We start from the raw sequence: 26,716 nt of genomic DNA on the forward strand, positions 1-26,716 counted from the left end.
GGGTGGGCGGGCGGCGTTCCGATGAGGGGTGGATCTAGAATCCAACAACGTAATAACGACAGACTCAGTTCCAACCAGCCCGATCCATCATCCGAATCGCTTCAGCCTGACGTTTGCCGGCAATTTCCACAGGCAAGGTATCAGCCACAAACTTGCCCCAGCTCGCCACTTCCGCGGAAGGCTGAACCGCAGGGTTGGCCGGGAATTCCTGGTTCACGTCAGCAAAGATCTTCTGTGCTTCAGGTGTGGTCATCCATTCCACCAAGGCCTTGGCCGCCTCCGGGTGCGGAGCATGTTTGGTCAGGCCGATGCCCGACAGGTTCACGTGCACGCCACGGTCGCCCTGGTTCGGCCAGAACAGCTTCACCGCCAGATCAGGCTTCTGCTTGTGCAGACGACCGTAGTAGTACGTGTTGACGATACCGACGTCGCATTGACCCGCGTTGATGGCTTCGAGCACCGCGATGTCATCCGAGAACACATCGGTGGACAGGTTACTCACCCAGCCCTTGAGAATCTTCTCGGTTTTGTCGGCGCCGTGGACTTCGATCATGGTGGCGGTCAGGGACTGGTTGTAGACCTTCTTCGCCGTGCGCAGGCACAGGCGGCCTTCCCAGTTCTTGTCGGCCAGACCTTCGTAGGTGGTCAACTCACCGGGTTTCACCCGATCGGTGGAGTAAGCGATGGTCCTCGCCCGCAGGCTCAGGCCAGTCCAGGCATGGGCGGATGAGCGGTATTGCAGCGGGATGTTGGCGTCGATCACCTTGGAAGTGAACGGTTGCAGGATGCCCATTTGCTCGGCCTGCCAGAGGTTGCCGGCATCGACGGTCAGCAGAAGGTCAGCGGTGGCGTTCTCGCCCTCGGCCTTGATCCGCTGCATCAGCGGCGCTTCCTTGTCGGTGATGAACTTCACCTGCACGCCGGTTTTCGCGGTGTAGGCATCGAAGACCGGTTTGATCAGCTCGTCGATACGCGAGGAGTAAACCACCACCTCGTCAGCGGCCTGGGCAGCAGTGCTGCCAATCAGGGTCAGGGCGAGGGCGGTCAGTAGACGCTTCGGTACCAACATGGGAGCGATCTCTCTATTGAAAAAGTGAGGACAAATGATATGGACTCACATTTACGTTCTCAATCGAACAGTTCGCGGAGGCGTTACCAGATGTTGCACAGATTGGAGTTTGTGGTGAATGTACCGGACCCTTCGCGAGCAAGCTCGCTCCCACAGTTGAAATGCATTCCAATGTGGGAGCTAGCCTGCTCGCGAAAGGGCCATCAGCCGCAGCGCAAATCTCAGGCCTTGGCCAACGCAGGCAGATCCCCGGTCAACCCCAGCGCCTCACGCACGAACAGCGCCTTGGCTTCGGGCATTTGGTCGACCATCTTTAACCCGGCATTGCGCAACCAGCGAATCGGCAACGGATCAGCCTGAAACAGGCGCTCGAAGCCTTCCATCGCTGCCATCAACGCCAGGTTGTGAGGCATGCGCCGGCGTTCGTAACGGCTGAGCACTTTCACATCCGCCAGACGCTCGCCACGCGTGGCCGCTTGCAACAGCACTTCGGCCAGCACGGCGGCATCGAGAAAACCAAGGTTCACGCCCTGCCCGGCCAATGGGTGAATGGTGTGCGCCGCATCACCGATCAACGCCAAACCTTCAGCCACATAACGCTTGGCATGACGCTGCCGCAGCGGTACGCACAGACGCGGATCGGCGCTGAGCACCTTACCGAGTCGGCCTTCGAAGGCCCGCTCCAGCTCTTTGCAGAAACCGTTCTCATCCAGCGCCATCAGGCGTTCGGCTTCGCTCGGGGTGGTCGACCAGACGATCGAACACCAATCCTGCTGACCGTCACGCTCCAGCGGCAAAAACGCCAGCGGACCGTTGTCGGTGAAGCGCTGCCACGCGGTCAGTTGATGAGGTTTGGCGCTGTGCACGCTGGTGACAATCGCGTGGTGCATGTAGTCCCACTCGCGCGTCGCCATGCCGGTCAGACGCCGAACGGCGGAATTAGCGCCATCCGCTGCGATCACCAAAGGTGCGCGCAAGGTGCGGCCATCGGCCAGGGTCAGCAGCCACTCGTCGCCGGAGCGACGCATTTGCTCCAGGCGCGCGTTGGCCAACATTCCAAGGTCGCAGTCGTGCAAGCGGTCGAGCAAGGCGTCCTGAACCACGCGATTCTCGACGATATGCCCCAGCACGTCGGCATGCACACTGGACGCCGAGAAATGGATTTGCCCGGTGCCGCTCCCGTCCCAAACGTGCATATCGGTGTAGGGGCTGCTGCGCCGATTGGCGATGCCGTCCCAGACGCCCAGACGTTCGAGAATCCGCTGGCTGGCAGCCGATAAGGCGCTCACTCGCGGTTCGAACGGCGCCTGCCCATCGAAGGGTTTGACGCTCAGGGGGCTGCCGTCCAGCAGCAGGACTTCCAGCCCGCTGTCCTGCAACGCCAGCGCCAGGGCGCTGCCGACCATTCCGGCCCCGACAATCAGCAGATCTGCGCGCATTTCCATGCTTTAAGCCTGTCTCGCTTGCGGCTTGAGCCGCATATAAAGGGATTTTCCGACCGCCACTTAAGCATCGGGACGCGTACCCAAACCCATGGCCTGCCGGGCGAACCAACGTTTGGCCGGCGGCAGCAAATCGAGACCCAGCAGACCGATGTTGCGGCCCAGGGAAACCAATGGTTGAGTGCTGCCGAACAAACGGGTGACCTGATCGGAGAAACCCACGGTCAGGTTCTGATCCAGACGCTGATGCTCGCGGTAAGCCTGCAAGGTCGCAAAGTCGCCGGGAGATGTTTCGCTGGCCAGCAATGCATCAGCCAGCGCTTGAGCATCACGCAAAGACAGGTTGAAACCTTGCCCGGCAATCGGGTGCAGGCTGTGGGCAGCATTGCCGAGAATCGCCAGATTGGGACGCACCTGCTCTTCGGCCTCGATCAATGTCAGCGGGTACAAGTGCCGCGCGCCAACCTGTTTCAAAGTGCCAAGGCGATAACCGAACACGCCTTGCAATTCGCTGAGGAAGCTCTTTTCATCGAGGGCCGCGAGCCGTTGCGCGTCCATTCCCAATCGAGTCCAGACCAATGCGCAGCGGTTTTCCGGCAACGGCAACAAGGCCATCGGCCCGTCATCGGTGAAACGCTCGAAGGCCATGCCGTTATGCGCTTCACTCGGCGTGATGTTGGCAATCAACGCGCTCTGGTTATACGGGCGCTTTTTGATGCCGATCCCCAGTTGCTCGCGCAGGCCGGAACGGCCGCCATCGGCGAGTACCGCAAGATCGCATTCCAGAGTGGTTTCGTCGTTGAGGGTCAGGCGATAGCCATCGATCAGCGGCTCCATGCGCGTGACTTCCGCCGGGCAACGCCAGCTGATCACGTCCTTGTCCAGCCCCTGCCAGAGGCATTGACCGAGCCAGGCGTTTTCCACCACATAACCCAGCGCCGGAACACCCTCTTCCATCGCCGACAATCGCGCGGTGGAGAAGCGCCCACGGTCGGAGACATGAATCTGTTTGATCGGCTCGGCGCGGCGGGAGATTTCCTGCCACACGCCCAACCGTTGATAAATTTGCTTGGCACCGTAGGACAACGCCGAAGAACGGGCGTCGTAGCTCGGTTGGTAGGTGTCGCCCGGGGCGAACGGCTCGATCAGCACGATCTTCCAGCCACGAGCCTTGGCTCCGGCCTGCAGTGCCAACGCCAGGCTGGCGCCGACCAGACCGCCACCGATGATTGCCAGATTGACTCGACTCATGCCGCTTGTGTCCGCGCGGCGGCCATCAAGGCCTCGATCTCGGCGACCGTTTTCGGTACGCCTTTTGTCAGGATTTCACAGCCGCTTTTGGTGACCACTACGTCGTCCTCGATGCGCACGCCAATGCCGCGCCATTTCTTCGCCACGTTCTGGTTGTCCGGGGCAATGTAGATGCCCGGTTCCACGGTCAACGCCATGCCGACTTCCAGCACGCGCCATTCGCCGCCGACCTTGTATTCGCCGACATCATGCACATCCATGCCCAGCCAGTGGCCGGCGCGGTGCATGTAAAACGCTTTATAGGCTTCGCTGGCGATCAACTCGTCGACGTCGCCCTGCAACAGACCCAATTTCACCAGACCGGTGGTAATCACCCGGACCGTGGCTTCGTGGGCCTGATTCCAGTGTTTGTCCGGGGCGATTTCGGCAAACGCGGCTTCTTGCGACGCCAGCACCAGCTCGTAGATCGCCTTCTGTTCCGCTGAATACTTGCCGTTGACCGGCCAGGTGCGGGTGATGTCGCTGGCGTAGCAGTCGATCTCGCAACCGGCATCGATCAACACCAGATCGCCGTCCTTTAGCACCGCGTCATTCTGCTGGTAATGCAGGATGCAGCTGTTGCGCCCAGCGGCGACGATTGAACCGTAGGCCGGCATTTTCGCCCCGCCCTTGCGGAACTCGTAGTCGAGCTCGGCTTCGAGACTGAACTCATGCAGCCCGACTCGGCTGGCCTGCATCGCGCGGATATGCGCCTGGGCGGAAATCCGTGCGGCTTCGCGCATCACCTTCACTTCTGCCGCCGATTTATACAGGCGCATGTCGTGAAGCAGATGATCCAGGGCAACGAATTCGTTCGGCGGCTGGGCGCCGAGGTGCGCTTTAGAGCGGATCACATTGATCCAGTCCATCAGGTGCCGGTCGAATTCCGGGTTGCTGCCCATTGCCGAATACACCCGGTCGCGACCTTCGATCAGGCCCGGCAAGATGTCGTCGATGTCGGTGATGGGGAAGGCGTCGTCGGCGCCAAAGTCGCGAATCGCGCCTTCCTGCCCGGCGCGCAGGCCGTCCCACAACTCCCGTTCGGCATTGCGTTCACGGCAGAACAGTATGTATTCGCCATGTAAGCGCCCAGGCATCAAAACGATGACCGCCTGAGGCTCGGGAAAACCGCTGAGGTACTGGAAGTCGCTGTCCTGGCGGTAGACGTGCTCGACGTCACGGTTGCGGATCGCAACCGCGGCGGCGGGCAGGATGGCGATGCTGTTGGGTTCCATCTGCGCCATCAGGGCCTTGCGGCGACGGCTGTATTCCGATTTCGGGATATGAATCATGGGCAGATGGCTTTCCCTGGCACGCGATTAATGCAACGACGGTTTGGCGGCTGGCGGTACATCCGCTTTTTTTGTTTCGGAGAACAGCAGCAGCGGCGCAACCCGTAGGTATTCCATGACTTCCATGTAGTCGCTTTCGCCGTCTTCGGACTCTTCCAGGGCGTCTTGCACCTGAGAAATGGCCGCCAGATCCTGCAACACTTCGGTGGCCTCGGTGCTCAGCATGCTGCTGTCACGGCAGTTCAGGCCAAAACCGCTGAGGAAGCCCTGGCACCATTGGCCCAGTGCGGCGGCGCGGTCGGCCAGTGGCTCGTCATCGGTCGGCAGCAGCAGAACGACAGTCACGTCGTCGCCAGTGAGCTCGCCTTTGACCATCTCTTGCAAGCCGATCAGGGCGTTGCGGACATTATCCTGCGGCTCGTTTTCGAGTAGCTCGGCAGCATCAATCAGCCAGCCTTCGGCATCGAAGCCGGCACCGGCGCAACTGCGGCCGAGCAGCAAGCCATGCAGTTCGGCAGGCGAGACGTTATGACCGCTGGAAGTCAGCAGTGTGGCGAAGGCTTGGTACGGGGAATTCTGAATGGGCATGGGCAGCTAGGCGCCAGACGGCGCTATGTCTAGAATGAAGGCCTTGTATCCTACATCGACAGACTCGCCAAGACTATTAAAGGCTGTCCGCCAGCTATCACCCATCTGACACAATTTCAGTGGACACAATGGAAGACACCGACCTGCAAGCGCTAATGGCCAGACTCGAACTGCTAATTACCCGTGTCGAGCAACTAAAGAGTCAAAACGGACTCCTATTAGCTCAGGAAAAGACCTGGCGCGAGGAACGCGCTCACCTCATTGAAAAGAACGAAATCGCCCGGCGTAAGGTCGAATCAATGATTTCGCGCCTCAAGGCCCTGGAGCAAGACTCATGAGTTCAAGCAATAGCGTTACCGTGCAGATCCTCGATAAAGAGTATTCGATCATCTGCCCGCAGGAAGAGCGCAGCAACCTGGTGAGCGCCGCCCGTTACCTGGACGGCAAAATGCGCGAAATCCGCAGCAGCGGCAAAGTCATCGGTGCCGATCGCATCGCCGTGATGGCCGCCCTGAACATCACTCACGATCTTCTGCACAAGGAAGAACGCCCGGATGTACAGGCCAGCGGCTCGACCCGAGAGCAGGTTCGCGACCTGCTGGATCGCGTCGATCTGGTGCTCGCCACCGATCCGGACGTCACCAAGGGCTGAAACGCGATACCGCTTGGGGTATACTCGCATCACTCCCTGGGGTGCTTGCCAGTTGGCGATGTCCCTGAGCCGATTTGCTATACCCTGGAGGTTGCACGTTGGGCTGGTGTGCATGTCCGCTAGACGGAAAGCCTTAAAGCCTACTGCATCTTCCACCTTGAACTTTCGGGTTCAAGGGCTAAGTCGACAGCGGTACATCCGGGGAGCCTGATTCCAGTCCGATGCCGGTTTAAATACCGGCATCGGCTTTTTTACGGGTACGCTTTATGTACCCGCACTGCCGAAGCCCGAATTCATGACCGAACCTGCGCTGCTGCCCCGCCCGCAACTTCGACGCATGCTGCGCAAGGCCCGCCGCGCACTGACACCCAGTCAGCAACGCCAGGCTGCTCGCGGGCTGTACAAGCAATTGGCCCAGCAGCCGCTGTTTCGCCGCGCAAAACATATCTCCCTGTATCTGCCCACTGACGGTGAAATCGACCCGCGTGTTTTGCTGCGTGCCGCTCAACGTCGGGGCAAGGCGACTTATCTGCCGGTGCTCAGCGCCTGGCCACGAACCAAAATGGTGTTCCAGCGAATTCGCCCCGGCGAAAAACTGAAACCCAACCGCTTTCGTATCCTCGAACCCCGGCACAACCTCGCTCGGCAACGCAAAGTCTGGGCGCTCGATCTGGTGCTGTTGCCCTTGGTGGGATTTGACGATGTCGGCGGACGCCTGGGCATGGGCGGTGGTTTTTATGATCGAAGCCTGGCGTACCTGGCACGACGTAAAAACTGGCGCAAGCCGACGCTTTTGGGGCTGGCCCATGAATGTCAGAAGGTCGAACGATTGGCTCAAGCGAGCTGGGATGTGCCGTTACAGGGAACGGTGACAGACAAGGCGTGGTATTTCGCCGGCTAGACGCCACTGGAATCAGCGGCGTCCGAAGACAGCTTCAGCGTTTGAAGGCCGACGGCTGTTGTTGCTGCGCGATTTCGATCGGAGCGTCGGTCTTGTTGCTCCACAGGCTTTGGGCATAGCCGGTGGTCACGACGCCGAGGCCGAACAAAATAACCAAAATCCATAGTAAATCCGGTTTGCGTTTCATCGATTGCCCCCCAAAGGCACATCAACACGATGACAGCAGCGGTTTCCGTTGTAGGTGTAGGCCGTGCAGCAGCGTCAAGCTTAGAAGGCCGGCATTTTGCGACAACGTGAACCGACACGCAAACGCTGGCGTCAACCGACCGTCGGTTTGTCATAAAATCCCCCGACAACTTGCCCACCCACTTCGCAAGGAGCAAAAACCATGGCTTATTGGCTAATGAAGTCCGAGCCCGACGAGCTCTCGATCAAGGGTCTGGAGACGCTTGGCAAAGCGCGCTGGGACGGGGTTCGCAACTACCAGGCGCGTAATTTTCTGCGGGCCATGGCCGTGGGCGACGAGTTTTTCTTCTATCACTCCAGCTGCCCCGAACCGGGGATCGCCGGGATCGGAAAGATTGTCGAAGCCGCGTATCCGGACCCGACGGCGCTGGAGCCGGAAAGTCATTACTACGATCCGAAAGCCACGCCAGAGAAAAATGCCTGGAGCGCGATCGATGTCGCGCATATCGAGACGTTTCCCAACGTGCTTAAGCTGGATTACCTGAAACAGCAGGCGGCGCTGGCCGAAATGCCGCTGGTGCAGAAAGGTTCGCGACTGTCGGTGATGCCGGTGACGGCCGAGCAGTGGGCGGCGGTGATTGCATTACGGGCTTAAGCCATGCAGTGACTGGAAGAATGCTTTCGCGAGCAAGCTCGCTCCCACAGGGGATCTTCAGTGAATGCAGATCTATTGTGGGAGCGAGCTTGCTCCGGGCGGCGTTCCGACGATGAGGCCGGTTCAGACAACAAAAGTCTTACTGGATGATCAGGTTGTTGAACAACAGATCCTCAACCACCGGCTTACCGGTTTCGTCATTCATGATTTGCTGGGTCTGCTTCAGGGCTTCCTGACGCAGCTTTTCCTTGGCCTCGACGTTGTTCATCGCTTCAGTGGTCTGCTGGGCAAACAACGCCACCAGTTGATTACGAATCAACGGCTCATTGGCTTTCACCAGTTTGGTCGCCTCATCACCGGTCACTCGCAATGCCACATCGGCCTTGTAGACCTTGAGCTTCGGCGTCCCGTCCAGCCCATAGTTGCCCACGAACGGCGGGCTCAGGGTGATGTAATTGACCTTCGGAGCTGCACCTTCTTTGGCTTCTTCGGCCATCGCTGCCACAGGCAGAGACAGGGCCAGCAACAACATGATCCACGCTTTCACAATTCGCTCCTTATCCGGTTTGCGGCCTAGCATAACGACCCGCCGCTCAAGCACAAGCTTATGGCTGACTATCAGGGCCGGGCATGCTCGTTGACCCATCGACTCACACACCTACACTTATCGGCCATCACTCCCAAAGGAATAGCCCTGATGAAAGCCGTGCTGTGCAAAGCCTTCGGCCCTGCCGAATCGCTGGTGCTGGAAGATGTCGCCAGTCCTGTCGCGAAGAAGAATGAAATCCTGCTGGACGTGCACGCCGCCGGGGTAAATTTCCCGGACACGCTGATCATCGAGGGCAAATATCAGTTCAAGCCGCCTTTCCCGTTTTCCCCAGGTGGCGAAGCGGCGGGCGTGGTCAGCGAAGTAGGCGAAAAGGTCAGCCACCTCAAGGTTGGTGATCGGGTCATGGCGCTGACCGGCTGGGGCAGCTTCGCCGAACAGGTCGCGGTGCCGGGCTACAACGTGCTGCCCATCCCGCCATCGATGGACTTCAACACCGCCGCCGCGTTCAGCATGACCTACGGCACTTCGATGCACGCGCTCAAGCAACGGGGCAATCTGCAACCGGGTGAAACCTTGCTGGTACTCGGTGCTTCCGGCGGTGTCGGCCTGGCCGCCGTGGAAATCGGCAAAGCCATGGGCGCCCGCGTGATCGCCGCCGCCAGCAGCGCCGAAAAACTCGCCGTGGCCAAAGCTGCCGGTGCCGATGAGCTGATCAACTACAGCGAAACCAGTCTCAAGGACGAAATCAAGCGCCTGACCGATGGCCAGGGCGCCGATGTGATCTACGACCCGGTCGGTGGCGACCTGTTCGACCAGGCCATCCGCGCCATTGCCTGGAACGGCCGCCTGCTGGTGGTGGGCTTTGCCAGCGGTCGCATCCCTGAATTGCCGGTCAATCTTGCGCTACTCAAAGGTGCAGCGGTGGTGGGTGTGTTCTGGGGCTCGTTTGCCCAGCGCCAGCCTCAAGACAACGCGGCGAACTTCCAACAATTGTTTGGCTGGTTTGCCGAGGGCAAGTTGAAGCCGTTGGTGTCGCAGGTGTATCCACTGAGCAATGCGGCGCAGGCGATCAATGATCTTGGCCAGCGCAAAGCGGTTGGGAAAGTGGTGGTTCAGGTTCGCTGAGCCCAAAAAAGCGGTCTGGACTTCAAATGAAGTTGTTCAGGCCGCTTTTTATTGTCCGGGACTAAAGCAACTTCCGAATATCCTCCGGCAGCAAACTCATGTATTTACGCACAGGGCTCGCCCGGCAATCCCTGACGATTTTCGGTACCCGCTTATTCAGTTTGGCAATCAAGGCCAGACGCTGCTCGTTCTGCAACTGTGTCGTATAAATCACGTTCGACAGATAGGCACGAGTGTAATCAAACACTTTTGAATCAACCCACGCGTGCTCCGGAAAATCCACCAACGACTCATTGAGGTCACGACATCTCAACTGTTTGAGCCAATGGTTGGTGTGAATGGGTGTGTCCAGATCCAGTCTAAAAACCATCGGAGCGATCACTTCCTGCTCGGCGGGTTTGTCGCCTTCTCCCGTCCATGGTTTAAAGCGCCACTGCGCTATCGCCTTCCGGGTCGCTTCGGCCAGATCGGGATGGTCACTTTGCAAAATGCTCACATTGCTGACCGAGCCATCGGCATTGGCAGTGAACCTGACTCGAACTTCACCTGTTATCCCGGCCCTGAAAAGCGACCTGGGGTAAATCGGCTTGGGATTGTTTTCCGGGATCAGAAACACTTCCTCGGCCCGAACACCGACCGATACAACCAACAAAAGCACACACGCCAACCACCGCATAACCCCTCCCCTTCGCAACTGAAATGCCAGAGCTGGCAGCTGTGTAAAGGTTAAGGCTCGACGACCGGGAACAGAACGCCACGACTTCCCATTCAAACGAAGGACATTTCCCAAAGCCTCGTCCTACCCTGGACCGAAATGCGGCATGAAGATCTGCAAGTAACGTTTCCCACAACGCCCTACATTTATACCTGAGCGACATGTTCATAAAAGAACATGCAATCGCCAGCATTTCCGCTATTTGGCCGATGCGAACCGGTGCTATTTTCGGTAACGAAACTGTAACATTCGCATCCGCAGTCAAAACAAGAAATCTGGAGCTCTTGAATGTTTGCTTTCTTTCGTCCTGCCGCACATCAGGCTCCATTGCCTGAAGAAAAAATAGACAACACCTACCGACGCCTTCGCTGGCAGATCTTCGCCGGTATTTTTATCGGCTACGCCGGCTATTACCTGCTGCGCAAAAACTTCTCACTGGCCATGCCCTATCTGATCGAAGAGGGCTATACCCGCGGTGAGTTGGGCCTGGCACTGTCGGCCATCGCCATTGCCTACGGCCTGTCCAAGTTCCTGATGGGCATCGTGTCCGACCGTTCCAATCCGCGTTTCTTCCTGCCCTTCGGCCTGTTGGTATCGGCCGGTGTGATGTTCATTTTCGGCTTCGCGCCCTGGGCGACGTCCAGCGTGACCATCATGTTCATCCTGCTCTTTATCAATGGCTGGGCTCAGGGCATGGGCTGGCCGCCGAGTGGGCGGACAATGGTGCACTGGTGGTCGCAGAAGGAACGCGGTGGCGTAGTGTCCTTGTGGAACGTGGCGCATAACGTCGGTGGCGGCCTGATCGGCCCGCTGTTCCTGCTCGGCATGGGCCTGTTCAATGACTGGCACGCAGCGTTTTACGTGCCGGCGGCGGTCGCCATGGCGGTGGCGGTGTTTGCCTTCGTCACCATGCGCGACACCCCGCAATCGATGGGCCTGCCGCCCATCGAGAAGTACAAGAACGACTACCCGGAAGGCTACGACGCCAGCCACGAAGAAGAATTCAGCGCCAAGGAAATCTTCGTCAAATACGTGCTACGCAACAAAATGCTCTGGTACATCGCCCTGGCCAACGTCTTCGTCTACCTGTTGCGCTACGGCGTGCTGGACTGGGCACCGACCTACCTCAAGGAAGCCAAGGGCTTCACCGTGGATAAAACCTCGTGGGCCTACTTCTTCTACGAATGGGCAGGTATTCCGGGCACGCTGCTGTGCGGCTGGATGTCGGACAAGATCTTCCGTGGCAACCGTGGCCTGACCGGCATGGTGTTCATGGCTTTGGTGACCGTGGCGACCCTGGTGTACTGGCTCAACCCGGCCGGCAATCCGACTGTCGACATGATCGCGCTCGTCTCGATCGGCTTCCTGATTTACGGCCCGGTGATGCTGATCGGCCTGCAAGCGCTGGAATTGGCACCGAAGAAAGCCGCCGGTACGGCAGCGGGCTTCACGGGTCTGTTCGGTTATCTGGGTGGTTCGGTCGCGGCCAGTGCAGCGATGGGCTACACCGTGGACCACTTCGGCTGGGACGGCGGTTTCGTGCTGCTGATCGGCGCATGCTTACTGGCGATGGCCTTCCTTGCGCCGACACTGTGGCACAAACAAGTCGCCAGTCAGAGCCGCGAAGCAATCGCCTGATCGGCCTTTGATTTGCAGCGCTTGAGCCGCGCCTCCAGATTCCGGTCTGGCATGGCGTGGCTACGCAGGGCGTGGGCGGTCTGCTCGACATAATCGCGAGTCGTGCCGTAACGCCCGCAAGCGTTTTCAAACACGTGGCTCAGCACGTGATCCGGCAAGTTGCCCGCATAGCTGGGCAGATGCCGCTCCAATACAAACCCCAACGCCTGAACCTGACTTCCGTCTTCAAGACGGCAGTTGAGCCAGTGCGGGCGATAGGACGGGAATGGCATTTCGCGCTGCCAAAGTGCGTAAAGGGATGCTTCAAGTTGTTCTTCAGGCAAGCGATAGGCGAAGCCGCTGCAAGAACCACCGCGATCCAGGCCGAACACCAGCCCAGGCACTTCGGGTGTGCCGCGATGTTCGTGGGACCACAAATACAAACCGCGATGGTAGCCATGCACCCGACCACGCACTCGCTCCACCGCTGCACATTCAGGACGCCAGATCAGCGAACCGTAGGCGAACAGCCAAACCGGCCCGCCCTTGTGGCGCGCCATCGTCGACTGCATTGAGCTGACCAATTGTTCGTGCGTGAGCTGCGGCCCCAGATCGAGCAGCGGAGGGTAAGCCAGATTCAAAAAAGCAGATTCAATGGCGCTCATGGCGATTAGCGTTCAGCTCCCCGCGGGTGAAGAATTACTTAATAGAACGCACCGCTGTAACAATAAGGCACATATGTTTTAAGGCAATTTAAGTGCCATGGCACAGTTCTTAAATATTTGCCTGGATGACATATAACCTACCGGCATTTATATAATTTTATAAATACCGATCGGCTATATAGAGAGTTATAACGATCAAGACCGTGGATCAAGATCGCGGATCAAGATCGCGGAGCGTACGCAAACACATCCGCACGCATTTGATGAGCATCCATCCCGGCTTCGACCAAAGCATCCAGCGTGCCGTAGACCATAGCCGGAGAGCCGCTGGCGTAGACATGCAAGGGTTTCAGATCCGGGAAGTCCTCGCACACCGCCTCATGCAACATCCCGCAGCGCCCCTGCCAGCCGCATTGATCGCTGACGACTTTATGCAGGAACAGATTGGGCAGCTTCAGCCACTCATCCCAATGTTCGATCTCGTAAAAGTCTTCAGGACGACGCACGCCCCAATACAGATGCACCGGATGTTTGAAGCCCGTAGCGCGGCAATGTTCGATCAGGCTATGGATCTGGCCCATGCCGGTGCCCGCACCGATCAGCACCAATGGACCGTCCGGCAGTTCCGCCAGATGGGTGTCGCCGAACGGCATTTCGATCCGCACCATCGGGTTGCGTTGCAACTGGTCGATCAGGCTCAGCGCACTGCTTTCGCGCGCCAGCACATGGATTTCCAGATCACGCCCGCCATGCGGTGCCGAGGCCAGGGAGAATGCGGATTTTTCACCGTTCTCGCGCTCGATCATCAAGTACTGACCGGCGTGATAACGCGGCGGCTTGCCGGCCGGCGCTCGCAGACGCACACGCCAGGTATCGCCGCCGACGTCCCTGCATTCAATGACCTGACACGACAAGCTGCGCACCGGCAATTCTCCCAGCGCGAGCACGCCATCCCACAGCACGATGCAGTCTTCCAGCGGCTCTGCAATGCAAGTGTAGAACTCGCCATGGTCGCGCACATCGCCAGCCTGCTCGACTCGCCCTTCTACCAGCAGCGCGGCGCACACGTGGCAATTGCCGTTTCGACAGCTTTGCGGGCATTCATAGCCCAGACGCCGCGCGCCATCGAGAATCCGCTCGCCGGGCAGAATCTGTAGCACTGCTCCGGAGGGCTGCAAGGTTACACGCATCAATCTATTCCTAACTGATTCCAGATGGCATCGATCCGCTGGGTAACGGCTTCGTCCTTGACGATCACCCGGCCCCACTCGCGAGTGGTTTCGCCCGGCCATTTATGCGTGGCATCGAGCCCCATCTTCGAACCCAGGCCGGAAACCGGCGAGGCGAAGTCCAGGTAATCGATCGGCGTGTTGTCGATCATCACCGTGTCGCGCTTGGGGTCCATGCGCGTGGTGATGGCCCAGATCACGTCGTTCCAGTCGCGTGCGTTGATGTCGTCATCAGTGACGATAACGAACTTGGTGTACATGAACTGTCGCAAAAACGACCAGACACCGAGCATTACCCGCTTGGCATGGCCGGGATACGACTTCTTCATGGTCACGATGGCCATGCGATACGAGCAGCCTTCGGGCGGCAGGTAGAAGTCGGTGATCTCGGGGAACTGCTTCTGCAGGATCGGCACGAACACTTCGTTCAGCGCCACGCCGAGAATCGCCGGCTCATCCGGCGGACGGCCGGTGTAGGTGCTGTGGTAGATCGGTTTGATCCGGTGGGTGATGCGCTCGACGGTGAACACCGGGAAGCTGTCGACTTCGTTGTAGTAACCGGTGTGGTCGCCGTACGGGCCTTCATCGGCCATCTCGCCCGGATGGATCACGCCTTCAAGGATGATCTCGGCGGTGGCCGGCACTTGCAGGTCATTGCCGCGGCACTTCACCAGTTCGGTGCGGTTGCCGCGCAGCAGACCGGCGAAGGCGTATTCGGAGAGGCTGTCCGGCACAGGAGTCACCGCGCCGAGAATGGTCGCCGGGTCAGCACCCAGCGCCACGGACACCGGGAACGGCTGGCCAGGATGCTTCTCGCACCACTCGCGGTAATCCAGCGCGCCGCCACGGTGACTGAGCCAGCGCATGATGACCTTGTTGCGGCCGATCACTTGTTGACGGTAGATGCCGAGGTTCTGGCGATCCTTGTTCGGACCTTTGGTGACAGTCAGGCCCCAGGTGATCAGCGGGCCGACGTCGCCCGGCCAGCAGGTCTGCACCGGCAGCATCGCGAGGTCGACGTCGTCGCCTTCGATCACCACTTCCTGGCAGACCGCGTCTTTGACCACTTTCGGTGCCATGGCGATGATCTTGCGGAAGATCGGCAGCTTGGACCAGGCATCTTTCAGGCCTTTCGGCGGCTCGGGTTCCTTGAGGAACGCCAGCAGCTTGCCGATCTCGCGCAATTCGCTGACCGCCTCTGCGCCCATGCCCAGCGCCACCCGCTCGGGTGTGCCGAACAGGTTGCCGAGCACCGGGATGTCATAACCCGTAGGCTTTTCGAAAAGCAGGGCCGGACCTTTGGCACGCAGGGTGCGGTCGCAGACCTCGGTCATTTCGAGCACTGGGGACACCGGAACCTGGATGCGCTTGAGTTCGCCGCGCTTTTCCAGGCCGCTGATAAAGTCGCGCAAGTCGCGATACTGCATGCGTGAGCCTCGTGTTGGCCGTGCCGTTCGGGGGTGGCAGTTTAGCGCCGAACCCCTCTATTCAGAACCACGAACTGCCGGTTCATCAAAAATCAGATAGCAAAAAGCCGGGTTTCCCCGGCTTTTGCTGACTTTCTGCGATTTACTTGCGTTTCATCGACAGGAAGAACTCATCGTTGGTCTTGGTCGTTTTCAGCTTGTCGACCAGGAACTCGATGGCAGCGATTTCGTCCATCGGGTGCAACAGCTTGCGAAGGATCCACATGCGTTGCAACTCGTCGTCGGCTGTCAGCAACTCTTCGCGGCGGGTGCCGGAACGGTTGATGTTGATGGCCGGGAAAACGCGTTTTTCAGCGATACGACGATCCAGCGGCAGTTCCATGTTGCCCGTGCCTTTGAATTCTTCGTAGATCACTTCGTCCATCTTCGAGCCGGTTTCAACCAGCGCGGTGGCGATGATGGTCAGCGAACCGCCTTCTTCGATGTTCCGCGCGGCGCCGAAGAAACGTTTCGGTTTCTCCAGGGCGTGGGCATCGACACCACCGGTGAGTACTTTGCCGGAGCTCGGGATCACGGTGTTGTAGGCGCGAGCCAGACGGGTGATGGAGTCGAGCAGGATCACCACGTCCTTCTTGTGTTCGACCAGGCGCTTGGCCTTCTCGATCACCATTTCGGCAACCTGCACGTGGCGGGTTGGCGGCTCATCGAACGTCGAGGCAACCACTTCGCCGCGCACGGTGCGCTGCATTTCGGTTACTTCTTCCGGACGTTCGTCGATCAGCAAAACGATCAGATGAACTTCAGGGTTATTACGTGCGATGTTCGCTGCGATGTTCTGCAGCATGATCGTTTTACCGGCTTTCGGCGGTGCAACGATCAGACCGCGCTGGCCTTTGCCGATCGGGGCGCACAGGTCGATGACACGACCGGTCAAGTCTTCGGTGGAACCGTTGCCGGCTTCCATCTTCATGCGCACGGTCGGGAACAGCGGGGTCAGGTTCTCGAAGAGAATCTTGTTTTTCGCGTTCTCGGGACGATCGTAGTTGATCGTGTCGACCTTGAGCAGCGCGAAATAACGCTCGCCTTCCTTTGGAGGACGGATCTTGCCAACGATGGTGTCACCGGTGCGCAAGTTGAAGCGACGGATCTGACTCGGCGAGACGTAGATATCGTCTGGGCCGGCGAGATAGGAAGCGTCAGCGGAGCGAAGGAAGCCGAAGCCGTCCTGGAGAATCTCCAGCACGCCATCACCGGAGATTTCCTCGCCGCTTTTAGCGTGCTTTTTGAGCAGGGAGAAAATCACGTCCTGCTTGCGCGAACGGGCCATATTTTCTATGCCCATCTGTTCGGCCAATTCGAGCAGTTCGGTAATCGGCTTTTGCTTGAGTTCAGTCAGATTCATATAGGAATGACGTAATCATTTATGGAGGGGGGGAAATTAAGCTTTTGGCTTAATGAGGCCGCGCCGCAGAGAAGGCGACAGGATCGCGTACTTATTCGAAAAGGAGTGCGTCGGCGACGGCTAGCAGGGGGCAGTGGAGAAACCAGTGCGGGGCCGAATGTACCACCTGAGTTTCAGAGCGTCTAGCCCTCAATAACGAAAAGGCCCCGCGATGTGCGGGGCCTTTTTGATGACGCTTTAAACGACGCTTAGATGTTGGCGTCGAGGAAGGCAGCCAGTTGCGACTTCGACAGCGCACCGACCTTGGTGGCTTCAACGTTGCCGTTCTTGAACAACATCAGAGTCGGGATACCACGCACGCCGTGCTTGGCCGGGGTTTCCTGGTTTTCGTCGATGTTCAGTTTGGCAACGGTCAGCTTGCCTTTGTAGGTTTCAGCAATTTCGTCCAGAACAGGAGCGATCATTTTGCAAGGGCCGCACCATTCAGCCCAGTAGTCGACCAGTACAGCGCCTTCGGCCTTGAGGACGTCGACGTCGAAGCTAGCGTCGGTGACGTGTTTAATAAGATCGCTGCTCATGGAAGTCTCCAGGTTGTAAGCAAAAAAACGTGGCCCATCATAGCCGCCCTTCCCTCGTTCAGGAAGGTGCAGATGATTGAGTCTCGCTATGGTGCCGCATGAGTTTGGGTATAGCCCAAGTCACGAGGTGGCGGGAGCGACGAAGGCAATTCCTGTGCGCAGTGCCGCGTTACGCACATGTTCGTGCATGGCCTTCTGCGCTGCGCCGGACGCCCGCCGGGCCAGTGCGCGGAGGATTTTGCGGTGTTCCTGCCAGGTTTCCATGGCCCGCTCTGCCCGGATGAACGGTAGTTTCTGGCTCTCCAGAAAAATGTCGGCGCTGGCCGTCAGAATACTCAGCATCGCCTGATTGCCGCTCGCCAGCAGGATGCGCCGGTGAAACTCGAAATCCAGTCGCGCCGCCGCCTCGAAGTCGCCGGCCTTCAATTCGATGCGCATGGCGGCAACGTTATCTTCCAGTGCATCGAGTTCGTGAGTACTCAGGGTCACCGCCGCCAAACCGGCGGCAAAGCCTTCCAGGGCATAGCGCAACTGGAAGATGTCCAGCGGCGAGGCCTGGGCCGCGAACGGCCAACTCAGCGCCGCATCACCTCGCGGCAAATCAACCGGCGACTGCACAAACACGCCTTTGCCCGGCTGGATGCTGATCACCCCCAACGCACTCAATGACGACAACGCTTCGCGCAGCGACGCCCGACTGACCCCCAATTGCACCGCCAAATCCCGTTGCGAGGGCAAGGCATCGCCCGGCCCGAAACCTTGCTCGGTGATCAGTTTACGGATGGCTTGCAGCGCCACTTCAGGTACGGCGCGGGAGATCGAGTTCATGGTTTTTCAGACGAACCAGGCCAATGAGCGGTTAGTTGTAAAGCTATTCGCGACACCCGGCAAGTCGTGCCCCATGGGGGTTCGGAGATTTTCATGAATGTGCTATCGGGGTGCGAAACGCCGCCCAACTGTTCAGACCAGTAAGACCGAGAGACACCAGCAAAACCGTGGCCTCGCGCCCCTAAAACCCGATATTGGCACGGCCCATGCTCTGTCGATCCGCAGAATTTACTTCTCGCCGATTCGGAGATTTGCCATGACCCAGCGTTACAGCGCCCTCCTCGCAGCCCTGTTTGCCAGCCTGATGCTGAGCCAGGCGCCCGCCCACGCCGACGGTCTGGAGGATGTGGTCAAGCGTGGCGTCCTCAAGGTGGCCGTGCCTCAGGACTTCCCGCCCTTCGGTTCGGTCGGCCCGGACATGAAACCGCGCGGTCTTGATATCGACACCGCCAAGCTGCTGGCCGACCAACTCAAGGTCAAACTCGAGCTGACGCCGGTCAACAGCACCAACCGCATTCCGTTCCTGACCACCGGCAAGGTCGATCTGGTGATCTCCAGCCTCGGCAAGAACCCCGAGCGCGAGAAAGTCATCGACTTCTCCCGTGCCTACGCACCCTTCTACCTCGCCGTATTCGGTCCGCCAGACGCCAGTATCAAAAGCCTGGACGACCTCAAGGGCAAAACCATCAGCGTCACCCGTGGCGCCATCGAAGACATCGAGCTGACCAAAGTCGCGCCCGAAGGCGTGACCATCAAACGCTTCGAAGACAACAACTCGACCATCGCCGCTTACCTCGCCGGGCAAGTTGATCTGATCGCCAGCGGCAACGTGGTGATGGTGACCATCAGCGAGCGCAACCCGAAACGCATTCCGGCGCTGAAAGTGAAGCTCAAGGATTCGCCGGTCTACGTCGGCGTGAACAAAAACGAGCCGGCGCTGCTGAACAAGGTCAATCAGATCCTCGCCACCGCCAAGACCGACGGCGCGCTGGAGAAGAACTCCCGGACCTGGCTCAAAGAGCCGCTGCCGGCCGATCTCTGATTGTCGTGCGACGCCGTTTAAACAAGGAGCCTAAACATGGCTTATCAGTTCGATTTCATACCGGTGGTGCAAAACACCGACCTGCTGCTGCGCGGTGCGCTGTTCACCCTTGAACTGACGGCCATCGGCGCGGTGCTCGGGGTGAGTCTGGGCATCGTCGGGGCGCTGGTGCGGGCGTGGAACATCCGTCCGTTCGCCGGCATTTTTGGGGTCTACGTCGAGTTGATCCGCAACACGCCGTTTCTGGTGCAGTTGTTTTTCATCTTCTTCGGCCTGCCGTCACTGGGTGTGCAGATTTCGGAATGGCAGGCGGCGGTGCTGGCGATGGTGATCAACCTGGGCGCCTATTCCACCGAGATCATCCGCGCCGGCATCCAAGCAATCCCTCGAGGACAGCTTGAAGCCGCTGCGGCGCTGGCAATGACGCGCTTCGAAGCCTTCCGCCACGTGGTGCTGCTGCCGGCGCTGGGCAAGGTTTGGCCGGCATTGAGCAGCCAGATCATCATCGTGATGCTGGGTTCGGCAGTCTGCTCGCAAATCGCCACCGAAGAGCTGAGCTTCGCCGCCAACTTCATTCAGTCGCGCAACTTCCGCGCCTTTGAGACCTACGCCCTGACCACGCTGCTCTACCTGTGCATGGCGCTGCTGATCCGCCAGTTACTGAAATGGATCGGCCGCCGTTTTGTCGCAAGGACCAGCCAATGAGCGATTTCACCTTCTGGGACGTCGTACGCAACCTGCTCACGGGCCTGCAATGGACCCTGGCGCTGTCGCTGGTGGCATTTATCGGTGGCGGACTGATCGGCTTGCTGATCATGGTCATGCGCATCTCGAAAAAATCCCTGCCCCGCAGCTTCGCCCGCACCTACATCGAACTGTTCCAGGGTACGCCGCTGTTGATGCAGCTGTTTCTGGTGTTCTTCGGCGTGGCGTTGGCCGGGGTGGAGATTTCGCCGTGGATGGCCGCGGCGATTGCCCTGACGCTGTTCACCAGCGCCTACCTGGCGGAGATCTGGCGTGGTTGCGTCGAATCGATCCCCAACGGCCAGTGGGAAGCCTCGTCGAGCCTGGCGCTGAACCCGCTGGAGCAACTGCGCTACGTGATCCTGCCGCAAGCGCTGCGGATCGCCGTAGCACCGACCGTGGGCTTCTCGGTGCAGGTGGTCAAAGGCACCGCCGTCACCTCGATCATCGGCTTCACCGAACTGACCAAGACCGGTGGCATGCTCGCCAACGCGACCTTCGAACCGTTCATGGTCTACGGCCTCGTGGCCCTCGGTTACTTCCTGCTCTGCTACCCCTTGTCCCTCAGTGCGCGCTACCTGGAAAGGAGACTGCATGCCTCTGCTTAGAATTTCGGCCCTGCATAAATATTACGGCGACCACCATGTACTCAAAGGCATCGACCTGAGCGTCGAGGAAGGCCAGGTGGTGGCGATCATCGGTCGCAGCGGCTCGGGAAAATCGACGTTGCTGCGCACGTTGAACGGTCTGGAGTCGATCAACGACGGCGTGATCGAGGTCGACGGCGAATACCTCGATGCCGCCCGTGCCGATCTGCGCAGCTTGCGACAGAAAGTCGGGATGGTGTTTCAGCAGTTCAACCTGTTCCCGCACCTGACGGTTGGTGAGAACGTGATGCTCGCGCCGCAAGTGGTACAGAAAGTGCCAAAAGCCAAAGCGACCGAGCTGGCGCGGGAGATGTTGGAACGGGTCGGGCTGGGGGAGAAATTCGATGCCTTTCCGGATCGGTTATCTGGCGGGCAGCAACAGCGGGTGGCGATTGCTCGGGCGCTGGCGATGTCGCCGAAGGTCTTGCTGTGCGATGAGATTACCTCGGCGCTGGACCCGGAATTGGTCAATGAAGTGCTAAGCGTGGTCCGGCAACTGGCCAAGGAAGGGATGACGTTGATTATGGTCACCCATGAGATGCGCTTTGCCCGGGAGGTTGGGGATAAGTTGGTGTTCATGCATCAGGGCAAGGTGCATGAGGTCGGGGATCCGAAGGTGTTGTTTGCCAATCCGCAAACGGCTGAACTGGCGAATTTCATTGGCACAGTTGAAGCGGCGGGCTGAAGGACGCCATCGCGAGCAGGCTCGCTCCCACATTGGTTCTGTGTCGTGCGCAGGATGGGCGGCAACGCAAAACCCTGTGGGAGCGAGCCTGCTCGCGATTGACCGCGCAGCGGTCACCTGCATGACTGCGCTGGATCAAGGCTTTGAACACTGCGCGTTGGCGGCAGCGTTTGATCGTGGCACGATGTCGAGGTTATCGACCGAGACCCCCTGACCATGCCGCAATCTCAAGCCAAGAATCTGTCCCTGATCGCCGCAATCGACCTGGGCTCCAACAGCTTTCACATGGTCGTGGCCAAGGCCCAGAACGGCGAAATCCGTATTCTCGAACGTCTCGGGGAGAAGGTTCAGCTGGCCGCCGGCATCGACGATGAGCGCCAGCTCAGTGAAGAATCCATGCAACGCGGGCTTGATTGCCTGAAGCGTTTCGCCCAACTGATCAGCGGTATGCCGACCGGCGCCGTGCGGATCGTCGGCACCAACGCCCTGCGTGAAGCCCGTAACCGTGCCGAATTCATCCACCGCGCCGAAGAAATTCTCGGCCACCCGGTGGAAGTCATCTCCGGCCGTGAAGAAGCGCGCCTGATCTACCTCGGCGTGTCCCACACCCTCGCCGACACCCCGGGCAAGCGTCTGGTGGCCGACATCGGCGGCGGCAGTACCGAATTCATCATCGGCCAGCGCTTCGAACCGCTGCTGCGCGAAAGCCTGCAAATGGGTTGCGTCAGCTACACCCAGCGCTACTTCAAGGACGGCAAGATCACCCCGGCCCGCTACGCCCAGGCGTACACCGCAGCGCGGCTGGAGATCATGAGCATCGAACACGCCCTGCACCGCCTGACCTGGGATGAAGCCATCGGCTCCTCGGGCACCATCCGCGCCATCGGCCTGGCACTGAAGGCCGGCGGCCATGGCACGGGCGAGGTCAACGCCCAAGGTTTGGCCTGGCTCAAGCGTAAGCTGATCAAACTTGGCGACGTCGAGAAGATCGACTTCGAAGGCATCAAGCCTGACCGCCGGGCGATTTTTCCAGCCGGTCTGGCGATTCTCGAAGCGATCTTCGACGCACTCGAACTGCAACGCATGGACCACTGTGAAGGCGCCCTGCGCGAAGGCGTGCTCTATGACCTGTTGGGCCGTCATCATCACGAAGACGTCCGTGAGCGCACCCTCAGCTCGTTGATGGAGCGTTATCACGTCGATCTTGAACAAGCGGTGCGCGTTGAGCGCAAGGCGCTGCATGCCTTCGATCAAGTGGCTGAGGATTGGGAGCTGGATGACGGGGTCTGGCGCGAATTGCTCGGCTGGGCGGCCAAGGTCCATGAAGTGGGCCTGGACATCGCTCACTATCACTACCACAAGCACGGTGCCTACCTGATCGAGCATTCGGACCTGGCCGGGTTCTCCCGCGAAGACCAACTGATGCTTGCGCTACTGGTGCGTGGCCACCGACGCAATATCCCCAAGGACAAGTTTGCCGACTTCGGCGATGAAGGCATCAAGCTGATTCGCCTGTGCGTGCTGCTGCGCTTTGCGATCCTGTTCCATCACATCCGCGGCACCCAGGAAATGCCTCAGGTCGTGCTGCAGGCCAATGGCGACAGCCTGGACGTGTTGTTCCCGGAAAACTGGCTGGACGAAAACCAGCTGACCCAGGCCGACTTCGGTCTGGAAGCGGAATGGCTGACCCGCGTCGGCTTTGTGCTCAACGTTCGCTGAAATTGAAAAAGGCCTTCTTCGGAAGGCCTTTTTTTGCCCGCGATTCAGCAGACGACACAACCCCCTGTGGGAGCGAGCCTTTGTGGCGAGGGGGCTTGCCCCCGCTGGGGCGCGAAGCGGCCCCCTGCGCCCTTCAGTCATACCGAGTAGCATTCTTGACGACTGCTTCGCAGCCGAACGGGGGCAAGCCCCCTCGCCACAAAAGCTCACTCCAACAGACTCCTTACGTTATCGGACTGTCAGAATCGGGCTACCCAATCGTTCCAGCAAAGTCGCCTGCGCGCTGCGCGGGTTCTGGTTGCCGGTCGGCGTGTTGCGGATGTAACGACCGTCCGCCTGCAAGCTCCAGCTGTGAGTGTTATCGGTGAGATATAGCTCCAGCTCTTTCTTGACCCGCATGATCAGCTTCTTGCCCTCGACCGGGAAGCAAGTCTCGACGCGCTTGTCGAGGTTGCGCTCCATCCAGTCGGCGCTGGACAGGAACATCTGCTCTTCGCCGCCATTGAGGAAGTAGAAGACCCGGGTGTGCTCCAGGAAACGCCCGATGATCGAGCGCACGTGGATGTTGTGCGATACCCCGGCAATGCCCGGACGCAGGCAGCACATGCCGCGCACCACCAGATCGATACGCACCCCGGACTGACTGGCCTTGTACAGCGCGCGGATGATCTTCGGATCGGTCAGCGAGTTGAACTTGGCAATGATGTGCGCCGGTTTGCCATCGAGGGCGAACTGGGTCTCCCGGGCAATCATGTCGAGCATGCCCTTCTTCAACGTGAACGGCGCGTGCAGCAGCTTCTTCATGCGCAGGGTTTTACCCATGCCGATCAGCTGACTGAACAGTTTGCCAACGTCTTCACACAAGGCGTCATCCGAGGTCAGCAAGCTGTAGTCGGTATACAGACGGGCGTTGGCCGCGTGGTAGTTGCCGGTACCCAAGTGGGCGTAACGGACAATCTCGCCGGCCTCGCGACGCAAGATCAGCATCATCTTGGCGTGGGTCTTGAAGCCGACGACGCCATAGATCACCACCGCACCGGCCGCTTGCAAACGGCTGGCCAGTTGCAGGTTGGACTCTTCGTCGAACCGCGCACGCAATTCGATCACCGCGGTGACTTCCTTGCCGTTACGCGCCGCATCGACCAGCGCATCGACGATTTCCGAGTTGGCGCCGGAGCGGTACAGGGTCTGACGGACCGCCAACACATGCGGGTCCTTGGCAGCCTGGCGCAGCAAGTCGACCACCGGGGTGAATGACTCGAACGGGTGCAGCAACAGGATGTCCTGCTTGCTGATCACGCTGAAGATGTTCTCGCTGTTCTGCAGCAGTTTCGGGATCTGCGGGGTGAACGGCATGTATTGCAGCGCCCGCTGACTGTCCAGGCCGGTGATGCTGAACAGGCGGGTCAGGTTGACCGGGCCATTGACCTGATACAGCTCGGTTTCGTGCAGGTTGAACTGCTTGAGCAAGTAGTCGGACAAATGTTTCGGGCAGGTGTCAGCGACTTCCAGCCGCACCGCGTCACCGTAGCGACGGGAGAACAACTCGCCGCGCAGGGCGCGGGCCAGGTCTTCTACATCTTCGGTGTCGACGGAAAGGTCGGCGTTTCGGGTCAGACGGAACTGGTAGCAGCCCTTGACCTTCATGCCCTGGAACAGGTCATCGGCGTGAGCGTGGATCATCGACGACAGGAACACGTAGTTGTCGCCAGAGCCGCCCACTTCTTCCGGCAATTTGATGACGCGCGGCAGCAGACGTGGCGCCGGGATGATCGCCAGACCGGAATCGCGGCCGAAGGCGTCGATACCTTCGAGCTCGACGATGAAGTTCAGGCTCTTGTTGACCAGCAACGGGAACGGGTGCGTCGGGTCGAGGCCGATCGGGGTGATGATCGGCGCGATCTCGTCGCGGAAATAGCGGCGCACCCAGGTTTTGATCTTGGTGGTCCAGTGACGCCGGCGGATGAAGCGGACCTGATGTTTCTCCAGTTCCGGCAACAGAATGTCGTTGAGGATCGCGTACTGGCGGTCGACGTGACCGTGTACCAGTTCGCTGATGCGCGCCAGGGCCTGATGCGGTTGCAGGCCATCGGCGCCCGCCTGTTCACGGGCGAAGGTGATCTGCTTCTTCAGGCCGGCCACACGAATCTCGAAGAACTCGTCCAGGTTGCTGGAGAAGATCAATAGAAACTTCAGCCGCTCCAGCAACGGGTAGGACTCATCCAGCGCCTGCTCCAGCACGCGGATGTTGAACTGCAGTTGCGAGAGCTCGCGATGGATGTACAGGCTGCTGTCATCCAGGCCGGGAATGGCAATCGCTGGCGCCGCTATTGCAGGCTCGGCCACCGCCGCGGGAGCAGCAGGCTCCAGTTCCGGCGGGGTTTCGGCGATTTGCTCCACCACAGGTTGAGCATCTTTTACGGCAACTTCAGTGAGTCCTTCGGTATTCATCGAATGTTCCTGGGAGGGCTATTTTTGCTCTCGTAACAATTGAGCAGCACGGACGGCAAAGTAAGTCAGGATGCCATCAGCGCCTGCACGTTTAAAAGCGGTCAGGGATTCGAGGATAACCCCTTCGCTCAACCAGCCATTCTGGATTGCCGCCATGTGCATGGCGTATTCACCGCTGACCTGATAAACAAAGGTCGGCACTTTAAATTCTTCTTTGACCCGGTAAAGGATGTCCAGATACGGCATGCCTGGCTTGACCATGACCATGTCCGCGCCTTCTGACAAGTCCGCCGCCACTTCGTGCAGGGCTTCGTTGCTGTTGGCCGGGTCCATCTGATAGGAGTCCTTGTTGGCCTTGCCCAGGTTCAGCGCCGAACCGACCGCATCGCGGAACGGGCCGTAATAGGCGCTGGCGTACTTCGCCGAGTAGGCCATGATCCGCACGTTGACGTGATCGGCCAGTTCAAGCGCTTCGCGGATCGCCTGGATGCGACCGTCCATCATGTCCGACGGGGCCACCACCTGAGCGCCGGCTTCGGCGTGGGACAGCGCCTGCTTGACCAATGCGTCAACGGTGATGTCGTTCTGCACGTAGCCTTCTTCGTCGAGGATACCGTCCTGGCCGTGGGTGGTGAACGGGTCCAGGGCGACATCGGTGATCACGCCCAGCTCAGGGAATTGCGCACGCAACGCGCGGGTGGCGCGCTGGGCGATCCCGTTCGGGTTCCAGGCTTCGGCGGCGTCCAGAGACTTGAGCTCCGGCGGCGTCACCGGGAACAACGCCAATGCCGGAATCCCCAGCTCGACCCACTTGGCCGCTTCTTCAAGCAACAGATCGATGGTCAGGCGCTCGACGCCCGGCATAGACGCCACCGCTTCGCGACGGTTTTCACCGTCCAGCACGAACACCGGCAGGATCAGATCGTCGACGGTCAGAACGTTTTCACGGACCAGTCGACGCGAAAAATCATCACGGCGATTGCGACGCAGGCGGGTTGCTGGAAACAAACGGTTGGCGGGGGTAAAGCTCACGGCAGACTCCTGAGCCCGCGTTGGCGGGCGAGCGTGACAGTTATAAGCGGCCATTATGACGAACACATGACAGTTGTGCTTAGCCCTGTGACACGTAGCCGCATTCCATTGTCCTTGTAGGAAATGTTCACGTCGAGACACATTTGGACACTTTCATGAATGTTCCCGAAGGGTTAGGCTGCGCG

27 protein-coding genes and 1 other RNA gene are annotated in these 26,716 nt (G+C 59.4%); 12 read left to right on the top strand and 16 right to left on the bottom strand.

Annotated features, from left to right (window positions below; translation table 11 throughout):
• Positions 1–64: 64 nt before the first annotated feature.
• The 5 genes from ACA056_RS27645 to ACA056_RS27665 form a co-directional block, all read right to left on the bottom strand.
• Complete coding sequence (locus ACA056_RS27645; RefSeq protein WP_046053772.1) at positions 65–1,069, bottom strand: extracellular solute-binding protein; 1,005 nt, start codon at positions 1,067–1,069, stop codon at positions 65–67.
• A 221-nt stretch (positions 1,070–1,290) separates the two neighbouring features.
• Positions 1,291–2,508 (bottom strand): 2-octaprenyl-3-methyl-6-methoxy-1,4-benzoquinol hydroxylase, encoded by a 1,218-nt coding sequence (locus ACA056_RS27650; RefSeq protein WP_497273606.1) that lies wholly within the window; start codon positions 2,506–2,508, stop codon positions 1,291–1,293.
• 66 nt (positions 2,509–2,574) lie between these two features.
• The gene (gene ubiH / locus ACA056_RS27655) at positions 2,575–3,762 is read right to left on the bottom strand and encodes a 2-octaprenyl-6-methoxyphenyl hydroxylase (RefSeq protein ID WP_497269207.1); all 1,188 of its coding nucleotides are present in this window, start codon (positions 3,760–3,762) and stop codon (positions 2,575–2,577) included.
• The gene (pepP, locus tag ACA056_RS27660; RefSeq protein ID WP_497269209.1) at positions 3,759–5,093 is read right to left on the bottom strand and encodes a Xaa-Pro aminopeptidase; all 1,335 of its coding nucleotides are present in this window, start codon (positions 5,091–5,093) and stop codon (positions 3,759–3,761) included. The genes ubiH and pepP overlap by 4 nt, the downstream gene beginning before the upstream one ends.
• A 27-nt stretch (positions 5,094–5,120) precedes the next feature.
• Positions 5,121–5,681, bottom strand: a complete 561-nt coding sequence (locus ACA056_RS27665; protein ID WP_497269211.1) for a YecA/YgfB family protein — start codon at positions 5,679–5,681, stop codon at positions 5,121–5,123.
• Positions 5,682–5,809: 128 nt separating this feature from the next.
• Between ACA056_RS27665 and ACA056_RS27670 the strand changes: the two genes are divergently transcribed.
• The 4 genes from ACA056_RS27670 to ACA056_RS27685 all read left to right on the top strand — a co-directional run bounded on the left by ACA056_RS27670 (position 5,810) and on the right by ACA056_RS27685 (position 7,234).
• The gene (locus ACA056_RS27670; RefSeq protein ID WP_007982902.1) at positions 5,810–6,019 is read left to right on the top strand and encodes a TIGR02449 family protein; all 210 of its coding nucleotides are present in this window, start codon (positions 5,810–5,812) and stop codon (positions 6,017–6,019) included.
• The gene (locus ACA056_RS27675) at positions 6,016–6,333 is read left to right on the top strand and encodes a cell division protein ZapA (RefSeq protein WP_007942435.1); all 318 of its coding nucleotides are present in this window, start codon (positions 6,016–6,018) and stop codon (positions 6,331–6,333) included. The genes ACA056_RS27670 and ACA056_RS27675 overlap by 4 nt, the downstream gene beginning before the upstream one ends.
• A 30-nt stretch (positions 6,334–6,363) precedes the next feature.
• Positions 6,364–6,542: non-coding RNA, 6S RNA (gene ssrS / locus ACA056_RS27680), on the top strand.
• A gap of 86 nt (positions 6,543–6,628) precedes the next feature.
• Complete coding sequence (locus tag ACA056_RS27685) at positions 6,629–7,234, top strand: 5-formyltetrahydrofolate cyclo-ligase (protein WP_046045124.1); 606 nt, start codon at positions 6,629–6,631, stop codon at positions 7,232–7,234.
• A gap of 34 nt (positions 7,235–7,268) precedes the next feature.
• On the opposite strand, the gene ACA056_RS27690 is transcribed toward ACA056_RS27685, so the two are convergent.
• Positions 7,269–7,421, bottom strand: a complete 153-nt coding sequence (locus ACA056_RS27690) for a hypothetical protein (protein WP_008024268.1) — start codon at positions 7,419–7,421, stop codon at positions 7,269–7,271.
• A gap of 201 nt (positions 7,422–7,622) precedes the next feature.
• On the opposite strand from ACA056_RS27690, the gene ACA056_RS27695 reads away from it, so the two are divergent.
• The gene (locus ACA056_RS27695; protein ID WP_497269214.1) at positions 7,623–8,075 is read left to right on the top strand and encodes an EVE domain-containing protein; all 453 of its coding nucleotides are present in this window, start codon (positions 7,623–7,625) and stop codon (positions 8,073–8,075) included.
• A 139-nt stretch (positions 8,076–8,214) separates the two neighbouring features.
• On the opposite strand, the gene ACA056_RS27700 is transcribed toward ACA056_RS27695, so the two are convergent.
• Positions 8,215–8,622, bottom strand: a complete 408-nt coding sequence (locus ACA056_RS27700) for a flagellar basal body-associated protein FliL (protein ID WP_033060630.1) — start codon at positions 8,620–8,622, stop codon at positions 8,215–8,217.
• Positions 8,623–8,772: 150 nt separating this feature from the next.
• Here ACA056_RS27700 and ACA056_RS27705 point away from each other — a divergent pair, with 150 nt between their 5' ends.
• Complete coding sequence (locus tag ACA056_RS27705; protein ID WP_008150352.1) at positions 8,773–9,750, top strand: NADPH:quinone oxidoreductase family protein; 978 nt, start codon at positions 8,773–8,775, stop codon at positions 9,748–9,750.
• Positions 9,751–9,811: 61 nt separating this feature from the next.
• Here the strand turns inward: ACA056_RS27705 and ACA056_RS27710 are convergent, their stop codons facing one another.
• Positions 9,812–10,426 carry an energy transducer TonB gene (locus ACA056_RS27710; protein ID WP_497269217.1) on the bottom strand — a complete coding sequence of 205 codons (615 nt, stop codon included), beginning with the start codon at positions 10,424–10,426 and terminating at the stop codon, positions 9,812–9,814.
• Positions 10,427–10,753: 327 nt separating this feature from the next.
• On the opposite strand from ACA056_RS27710, the gene glpT reads away from it, so the two are divergent.
• The gene (glpT, locus tag ACA056_RS27715; protein ID WP_497269219.1) at positions 10,754–12,103 is read left to right on the top strand and encodes a glycerol-3-phosphate transporter; all 1,350 of its coding nucleotides are present in this window, start codon (positions 10,754–10,756) and stop codon (positions 12,101–12,103) included.
• Here the strand turns inward: glpT and ACA056_RS27720 are convergent.
• The 6 genes from ACA056_RS27720 to ACA056_RS27745 form a co-directional block, all read right to left on the bottom strand.
• A complete protein-coding gene (locus tag ACA056_RS27720) occupies positions 12,079–12,747 on the bottom strand; it encodes a gamma-glutamylcyclotransferase (protein ID WP_497269221.1) in 669 nt (222 codons plus the stop codon). The two genes, glpT and ACA056_RS27720, sit on opposite strands and share 25 nt — an antisense overlap.
• 221 nt (positions 12,748–12,968) lie before the next feature.
• The gene (locus ACA056_RS27725; RefSeq protein WP_497269223.1) at positions 12,969–13,937 is read right to left on the bottom strand and encodes a CDP-6-deoxy-delta-3,4-glucoseen reductase; all 969 of its coding nucleotides are present in this window, start codon (positions 13,935–13,937) and stop codon (positions 12,969–12,971) included.
• Positions 13,937–15,403, bottom strand: coding sequence for a 4-hydroxy-3-polyprenylbenzoate decarboxylase (gene ubiD, locus ACA056_RS27730; protein WP_056738783.1), 1,467 nt, complete (start codon positions 15,401–15,403; stop codon positions 13,937–13,939). Before ubiD ends, ACA056_RS27725 begins: the two co-directional genes overlap by 1 nt.
• 142 nt (positions 15,404–15,545) lie before the next feature.
• Positions 15,546–16,805, bottom strand: a complete 1,260-nt coding sequence (gene rho / locus ACA056_RS27735; RefSeq protein ID WP_007942421.1) for a transcription termination factor Rho — start codon at positions 16,803–16,805, stop codon at positions 15,546–15,548.
• Between the two features lie 248 nt (positions 16,806–17,053).
• Positions 17,054–17,383 (bottom strand): thioredoxin TrxA, encoded by a 330-nt coding sequence (trxA, locus tag ACA056_RS27740; protein WP_008150340.1) that lies wholly within the window; start codon positions 17,381–17,383, stop codon positions 17,054–17,056.
• Between the two features lie 120 nt (positions 17,384–17,503).
• Positions 17,504–18,211: a FadR/GntR family transcriptional regulator gene (locus tag ACA056_RS27745; RefSeq protein ID WP_140894862.1), complete on the bottom strand. Its 708-nt coding sequence runs from the start codon at positions 18,209–18,211 to the stop codon at positions 17,504–17,506.
• Positions 18,212–18,467: 256 nt separating this feature from the next.
• Between ACA056_RS27745 and ACA056_RS27750 the strand changes: the two genes are divergently transcribed.
• From ACA056_RS27750 to ppx, 5 genes are all read left to right on the top strand, one after another.
• Positions 18,468–19,253, top strand: a complete 786-nt coding sequence (locus ACA056_RS27750; protein ID WP_497269227.1) for a transporter substrate-binding domain-containing protein — start codon at positions 18,468–18,470, stop codon at positions 19,251–19,253.
• A gap of 36 nt (positions 19,254–19,289) precedes the next feature.
• Positions 19,290–19,958, top strand: coding sequence for an amino acid ABC transporter permease (locus ACA056_RS27755; RefSeq protein WP_497269229.1), 669 nt, complete (start codon positions 19,290–19,292; stop codon positions 19,956–19,958).
• Complete coding sequence (locus tag ACA056_RS27760) at positions 19,955–20,605, top strand: amino acid ABC transporter permease (protein ID WP_033060645.1); 651 nt, start codon at positions 19,955–19,957, stop codon at positions 20,603–20,605. Before ACA056_RS27755 ends, ACA056_RS27760 begins: the two co-directional genes overlap by 4 nt.
• Positions 20,592–21,329, top strand: a complete 738-nt coding sequence (locus tag ACA056_RS27765) for an amino acid ABC transporter ATP-binding protein (RefSeq protein ID WP_497269231.1) — start codon at positions 20,592–20,594, stop codon at positions 21,327–21,329. Before ACA056_RS27760 ends, ACA056_RS27765 begins: the two co-directional genes overlap by 14 nt.
• 216 nt (positions 21,330–21,545) lie before the next feature.
• Positions 21,546–23,048 carry an exopolyphosphatase gene (gene ppx, locus ACA056_RS27770; protein WP_497269233.1) on the top strand — a complete coding sequence of 501 codons (1,503 nt, stop codon included), beginning with the start codon at positions 21,546–21,548 and terminating at the stop codon, positions 23,046–23,048.
• A 228-nt stretch (positions 23,049–23,276) separates the two neighbouring features.
• Here the strand turns inward: ppx and ppk1 are convergent, their stop codons facing one another.
• Positions 23,277–25,499, bottom strand: coding sequence for a polyphosphate kinase 1 (ppk1, locus tag ACA056_RS27775; RefSeq protein WP_497269235.1), 2,223 nt, complete (start codon positions 25,497–25,499; stop codon positions 23,277–23,279).
• Between the two features lie 18 nt (positions 25,500–25,517).
• Complete coding sequence (hemB, locus tag ACA056_RS27780) at positions 25,518–26,531, bottom strand: porphobilinogen synthase (RefSeq protein ID WP_497269237.1); 1,014 nt, start codon at positions 26,529–26,531, stop codon at positions 25,518–25,520.
• Positions 26,532–26,716: the final 185 nt, after the last annotated feature.

The organism is Pseudomonas sp. LBUM1666, assembly GCF_059695775.1.

Bases quoted from the DNA above. Each gene is read 5' to 3' on its own strand.
- ACA056_RS27645 (WP_046053772.1), bottom strand. From the start codon at position 1,069: ATGTTGGTACCGAAGCGTCTACTGACCGCCCTCGCCCTGACCCTGATT.
- ACA056_RS27650 (WP_497273606.1), bottom strand. From the start codon at position 2,508: ATGCGCGCAGATCTGCTGATTGTCGGGGCCGGAATGGTCGGCAGCGCC.
- ubiH (WP_497269207.1), bottom strand. From the start codon at position 3,762: ATGAGTCGAGTCAATCTGGCAATCATCGGTGGCGGTCTGGTCGGCGCC.
- pepP (WP_497269209.1), bottom strand. From the start codon at position 5,093: ATGATTCATATCCCGAAATCGGAATACAGCCGTCGCCGCAAGGCCCTG.
- ACA056_RS27665 (WP_497269211.1), bottom strand. From the start codon at position 5,681: ATGCCCATTCAGAATTCCCCGTACCAAGCCTTCGCCACACTGCTGACT.
- ACA056_RS27670 (WP_007982902.1), top strand. From the start codon at position 5,810: ATGGAAGACACCGACCTGCAAGCGCTAATGGCCAGACTCGAACTGCTA.
- ACA056_RS27675 (WP_007942435.1), top strand. From the start codon at position 6,016: ATGAGTTCAAGCAATAGCGTTACCGTGCAGATCCTCGATAAAGAGTAT.
- ACA056_RS27685 (WP_046045124.1), top strand. From the start codon at position 6,629: ATGACCGAACCTGCGCTGCTGCCCCGCCCGCAACTTCGACGCATGCTG.
- ACA056_RS27690 (WP_008024268.1), bottom strand. From the start codon at position 7,421: ATGAAACGCAAACCGGATTTACTATGGATTTTGGTTATTTTGTTCGGC.
- ACA056_RS27695 (WP_497269214.1), top strand. From the start codon at position 7,623: ATGGCTTATTGGCTAATGAAGTCCGAGCCCGACGAGCTCTCGATCAAG.
- ACA056_RS27705 (WP_008150352.1), top strand. From the start codon at position 8,773: ATGAAAGCCGTGCTGTGCAAAGCCTTCGGCCCTGCCGAATCGCTGGTG.
- ACA056_RS27710 (WP_497269217.1), bottom strand. From the start codon at position 10,426: ATGCGGTGGTTGGCGTGTGTGCTTTTGTTGGTTGTATCGGTCGGTGTT.
- glpT (WP_497269219.1), top strand. From the start codon at position 10,754: ATGTTTGCTTTCTTTCGTCCTGCCGCACATCAGGCTCCATTGCCTGAA.
- ACA056_RS27720 (WP_497269221.1), bottom strand. From the start codon at position 12,747: ATGAGCGCCATTGAATCTGCTTTTTTGAATCTGGCTTACCCTCCGCTG.
- ACA056_RS27725 (WP_497269223.1), bottom strand. From the start codon at position 13,937: ATGCGTGTAACCTTGCAGCCCTCCGGAGCAGTGCTACAGATTCTGCCC.
- ubiD (WP_056738783.1), bottom strand. From the start codon at position 15,403: ATGCAGTATCGCGACTTGCGCGACTTTATCAGCGGCCTGGAAAAGCGC.
- rho (WP_007942421.1), bottom strand. From the start codon at position 16,805: ATGAATCTGACTGAACTCAAGCAAAAGCCGATTACCGAACTGCTCGAA.
- trxA (WP_008150340.1), bottom strand. From the start codon at position 17,383: ATGAGCAGCGATCTTATTAAACACGTCACCGACGCTAGCTTCGACGTC.
- ACA056_RS27745 (WP_140894862.1), bottom strand. From the start codon at position 18,211: ATGAACTCGATCTCCCGCGCCGTACCTGAAGTGGCGCTGCAAGCCATC.
- ACA056_RS27750 (WP_497269227.1), top strand. From the start codon at position 18,468: ATGACCCAGCGTTACAGCGCCCTCCTCGCAGCCCTGTTTGCCAGCCTG.
- ACA056_RS27755 (WP_497269229.1), top strand. From the start codon at position 19,290: ATGGCTTATCAGTTCGATTTCATACCGGTGGTGCAAAACACCGACCTG.
- ACA056_RS27760 (WP_033060645.1), top strand. From the start codon at position 19,955: ATGAGCGATTTCACCTTCTGGGACGTCGTACGCAACCTGCTCACGGGC.
- ACA056_RS27765 (WP_497269231.1), top strand. From the start codon at position 20,592: ATGCCTCTGCTTAGAATTTCGGCCCTGCATAAATATTACGGCGACCAC.
- ppx (WP_497269233.1), top strand. From the start codon at position 21,546: ATGCCGCAATCTCAAGCCAAGAATCTGTCCCTGATCGCCGCAATCGAC.
- ppk1 (WP_497269235.1), bottom strand. From the start codon at position 25,499: ATGAATACCGAAGGACTCACTGAAGTTGCCGTAAAAGATGCTCAACCT.